Raw genomic sequence first — 3,779 nt, 5'->3', positions numbered from 1 at the left:
ATCCTGTTCCCTTAGCGGTTTGGGAACATTGATAACAAAACATATCTAATCCGTCAGACATAATAATTACCTCATTTTATTGTTAATTATAGGTTACCTCTGAAGCATATATAAAGATTTTGTAACTTTTTAAGGGTTAAAAGTAACAAATTTATATAGTATTAACTAAATAACAATAAACATGGACGAGAATATAGCTACACTAAAGGGAATTGGGTTGACAATGTATGAGGCTCAAGCATATGTAACGCTCACTTCATTAATTAAAGGGAGTGCCGATGAAGTATCAAAAAACTCAGGCATTCCTCGCAGCAAAATATATGATGTGTTGAAGAAGCTGAACGAAAAAGATTTCATCGAAGTTGAAGACGGAAGGCCATTGACCTACATTGTCAAATCACCGGTTGAGGTTTTAAGCCGTGAAAAAGAAAAAATCGATTCACAAATTGAAGATACGATCACCAGACTGACAAATATCTATGAAAATGGAATGAGTCAGGTTCAGGCCCCGATATGGAGAATATACGGTGTTGAAAAGATCATCAACCAGGAAGTGGAAATCATACAAAGGGCTAAAAACACAATTAACATGAGAATAGGATTTTTATTTGAAGGGGAAGGAGAAGCATTGATTAATGCATTTGAAAAAAGACGAAACTTGAAAGTGAATATACTGGCTTCACCGATATGCTACATCAACAATGAAGAAATTAACATCATTAAAATGTTTAAGGAAGAAGGAATTTCCATTAAAAAGGCGGACATCCCCTTTGTTAAAGTTCTGATATCAGATTCAAAGGAAATGATGCATACCTATACCAAGTTCAGTGAGGACAAGCGTAATGTTATCCCTGAAACCGCCATCGGCATCTGGAACAAGTACGAGGATGTTGCAAGAAACTATGATGAAAGGTTTATGAACCAATTGGGACATCTTTTAGGAGAAACTATTGTTTCATCCTTTTTCAAATCCTTCATGATTTTGTCGACTTCCTTTTTGTCAACGCCAGATATTTCACTGACTTTTTTTGCATTTAACGGTTCATCGGAACTTCTGAATGCTTCTATTACTTTTTCCTTGTCATCCATGATATCACCTAAAATAACTCTATAATTAAAATATGATTAGAATGATATTTAAAATTCTTGAAAAGAAAAAAAGAAAAAGAGTTAAAAAACCCTATAATTTTTTGAAGTTCAGCAAAGCGGACAAACCCCATCTGAAGATCATGACACCGGTTGCTCCACCTTTAAGGGAATATTTTGCATCCTTAAACAGTGCCTTATATGATAATTTCTTGATATTGGAATCGGATTTATAGCTTTGCAAACCGGTCCATATCTGAGCACCCTTGGATTTTTTCACAAAAGCCTTGGTGGTCTTTTTAATCCATTTATCGCCTGCATGATAATTTCCTTTGTAAACCATCGGGACAAGTACATCCAGATGCTTGGACATTGTGGAGATATCCTGAGCATAATAATGCTTCATGTCGTTTGGTTCGGGCATCACTGCAGAAGAAATGATGATTCCAGGACGCACATCCCTAATGGATGAACATGCTTTTTCTATAAAGTAATTGACAGCCTTGACTGCATTTTTATATTTATATGCATTTCCCGGAAATCTGGTATAATCAAAGTGTATTCCATCAATCTCCTTGAACTGGGCATAATATTTGGATTTCTTGATTACCTTATTCATTTGTTTATAGTTAAAATGACCTTTTTTATTGCAAGGAAGAACATATCCGCCATTATAAAATGCACAAATCCACATATGAACTTTCATTCCATACTTATGTGCCTTTTTAATCCATTTTAAGACCGATTTTTTTCCGTACTTCTTAAAAACTGTGTGTAGCAGGAATATGTGTTTTGTTCCTTTTTTGGCAAGCTTTTTAAGGTTTACCTTCTTCATATCCCACTTGTTAACCCAATAGCCGTTTCCCTTATCCAATTTGGATTTGACGACTATCTTTGATGTGCCGGATGATGCCACATATTGCCCGTCTTCGGAGAAGTAATAATAAATAAGGTTTTCCCCTTTCTTAAGAGAGATATAAAATTTTGCAATGCCGTTGGAATCGGTTTTTGCACTGTAGGTTTTGCTGCCCACTTTGATTTTAACGGTCTTGCCGGAAATAGGATTTCCATAAACATCAACTAATCTCAGATGGAAAACTGATTTTACCCCTTCGCAGTGGTTATTGGTTTTATCAATGAGATTTAAGGAAGTCTTGATTTCAGATTTTACTGTAATTGTTGAAGTTCCGTTGGATGAGGTGTAATTGCCATCCCCATCAAAGAAATAAGCAATCTGATAGGTACCGACCTTCAGTTTAAAATCGAGAATCGCTTCCCCATTTGAATCAGTAGTTTTATTATAAGTTACATTATCCAAAATTATTGTAATTGGCTTATCTGCTAATGCAGTTCCATTAGAAGTCAATTTTATCGTAAAAGTGTCCTGATAATCGACATAAGATGTTTTATCACTAGCAGAAATCTCTGTTGAGGATTTATTCCCTTCATCAGGAGTTGGAGTGTCTTCCGCTGAAGATAACTCATCAAAATCCTCATCAACTGCAGTTAAATTATCACAAGTGACATTTTCACTTGCCGATATCGCAGAAACAGATAAAAATAATGTTAAAAGAATAATAAAACTGAATATTATTCTGTTTTTCATGTATTCACATCCTTTTAATAAATTATATTTTTAGAGTATTTAAAGGTTGTGCTACATGAATTTGTCTTCAAAATCCATTAAAGTGTTCAAAAGGAAATGATCCAGGCAGTCTACTGTTTCATCATAGATATCATCAGGCACATCCCAATATGCAGATGCTATACTGCCTGCAATTGCCGCCTGCGTATCTGCATCACCTCCAAGAGAAATGGCATTTCTAATGGTGTCTTCAAAGTCTTTGGCTTCCAAAAAGCATATAATGGACTCAGGCACACTTTTCTTACATGATATTTCAAATTTATAGCTTGGTCGAATCTCATCCAGAGATAAGGACAAATTATAGTCATATCTCACTTCAATATGCTCCCTTATTTCATCCTTGCTTGCGCCGATTCTTGCAAGATAGATTGCATCTGAGGTTGCAAGTGCCCCTATTACCCCATCAGGATGGTTGTGGGTAACGATAGCTGAAGTTTTGGCCAACTCCTGAGCTTCCTCCAGAGAATCTGCTACCCATGCACAGGGAGAAACCCTCATTGCGGACCCGTTTGCCCAGCTGCCGTAAGGCTCAGGGGAGTCCTGATCCAGCCAGCGATAAAACATGCCCCCATAACCCGCATTAGGATACCTGTTTCCAAAATATTTAAGATTTTTAATCAAAACATCCTTTGAAGTCTTGTCTTCACAATAGCTAAACAAATCAAATTCCTTTGTTTTGATTGGCCTGTGCTCATATACGGACCCAATTACATCCCCACTAATTGCACCAATAATTCCTTTCATAACTATAGATTTGATTTTAATATATTAATAAGATACTGTTACACTATTAGAAAATTGTTTAAAGTACGTAAAATTGATTTTACTTCGCAAGATTTACCTGAGCTGAAAATATTGCTTTTATCTTATCAAATTGCTCTTGAATCAAAGCAAAAATGTATATAATATGAGATTGAAACTTAATTGTGATAATACCAGCTATTATCACAAAACAAAGAAATTTCTATATCGCATTTCTTCAAATCATTGAAAATTCATTTCCTTGATAAGATAATTCAAACATGTTACTTTGATATATAGAAATTTC

General features: G+C 35.2%; 3 protein-coding genes. 1 reads left to right on the top strand and 2 read right to left on the bottom strand.

The genetic code is table 11. The features are described from left to right. Window positions 1-181 precede the first annotated feature (181 nt). Window positions 182-1,114, top strand: coding sequence for a TrmB family transcriptional regulator (locus QZN27_RS09675; protein WP_296786986.1), 933 nt, complete (start codon window positions 182-184; stop codon window positions 1,112-1,114). A 66-nt stretch (window positions 1,115-1,180) separates the two neighbouring features. On the opposite strand, the gene QZN27_RS09670 is transcribed toward QZN27_RS09675, so the two are convergent. Both QZN27_RS09670 and QZN27_RS09665 read right to left on the bottom strand, forming a co-directional pair. Then, on the bottom strand, window positions 1,181-2,692 hold the full coding sequence (locus QZN27_RS09670; RefSeq protein ID WP_296786983.1) for a putative glycoside hydrolase: 1,512 nt from the start codon (window positions 2,690-2,692) through the stop codon (window positions 1,181-1,183). 51 nt (window positions 2,693-2,743) lie between these two features. Next, window positions 2,744-3,475 carry an ADP-ribosylglycohydrolase family protein gene (locus QZN27_RS09665; protein WP_296786979.1) on the bottom strand — a complete coding sequence of 244 codons (732 nt, stop codon included), beginning with the start codon at window positions 3,473-3,475 and terminating at the stop codon, window positions 2,744-2,746. Between the last annotated feature and the right edge of the window lie 304 nt (window positions 3,476-3,779).

Source organism: uncultured Methanobrevibacter sp. (assembly GCF_900316895.1).
Classification (GTDB): Archaea; Methanobacteriota; Methanobacteria; order Methanobacteriales; family Methanobacteriaceae; genus Methanocatella.
The sequence above is the reverse complement of the archived record's forward strand: the minus strand, read 5'-3'. Positions and strand labels throughout refer to the sequence as shown.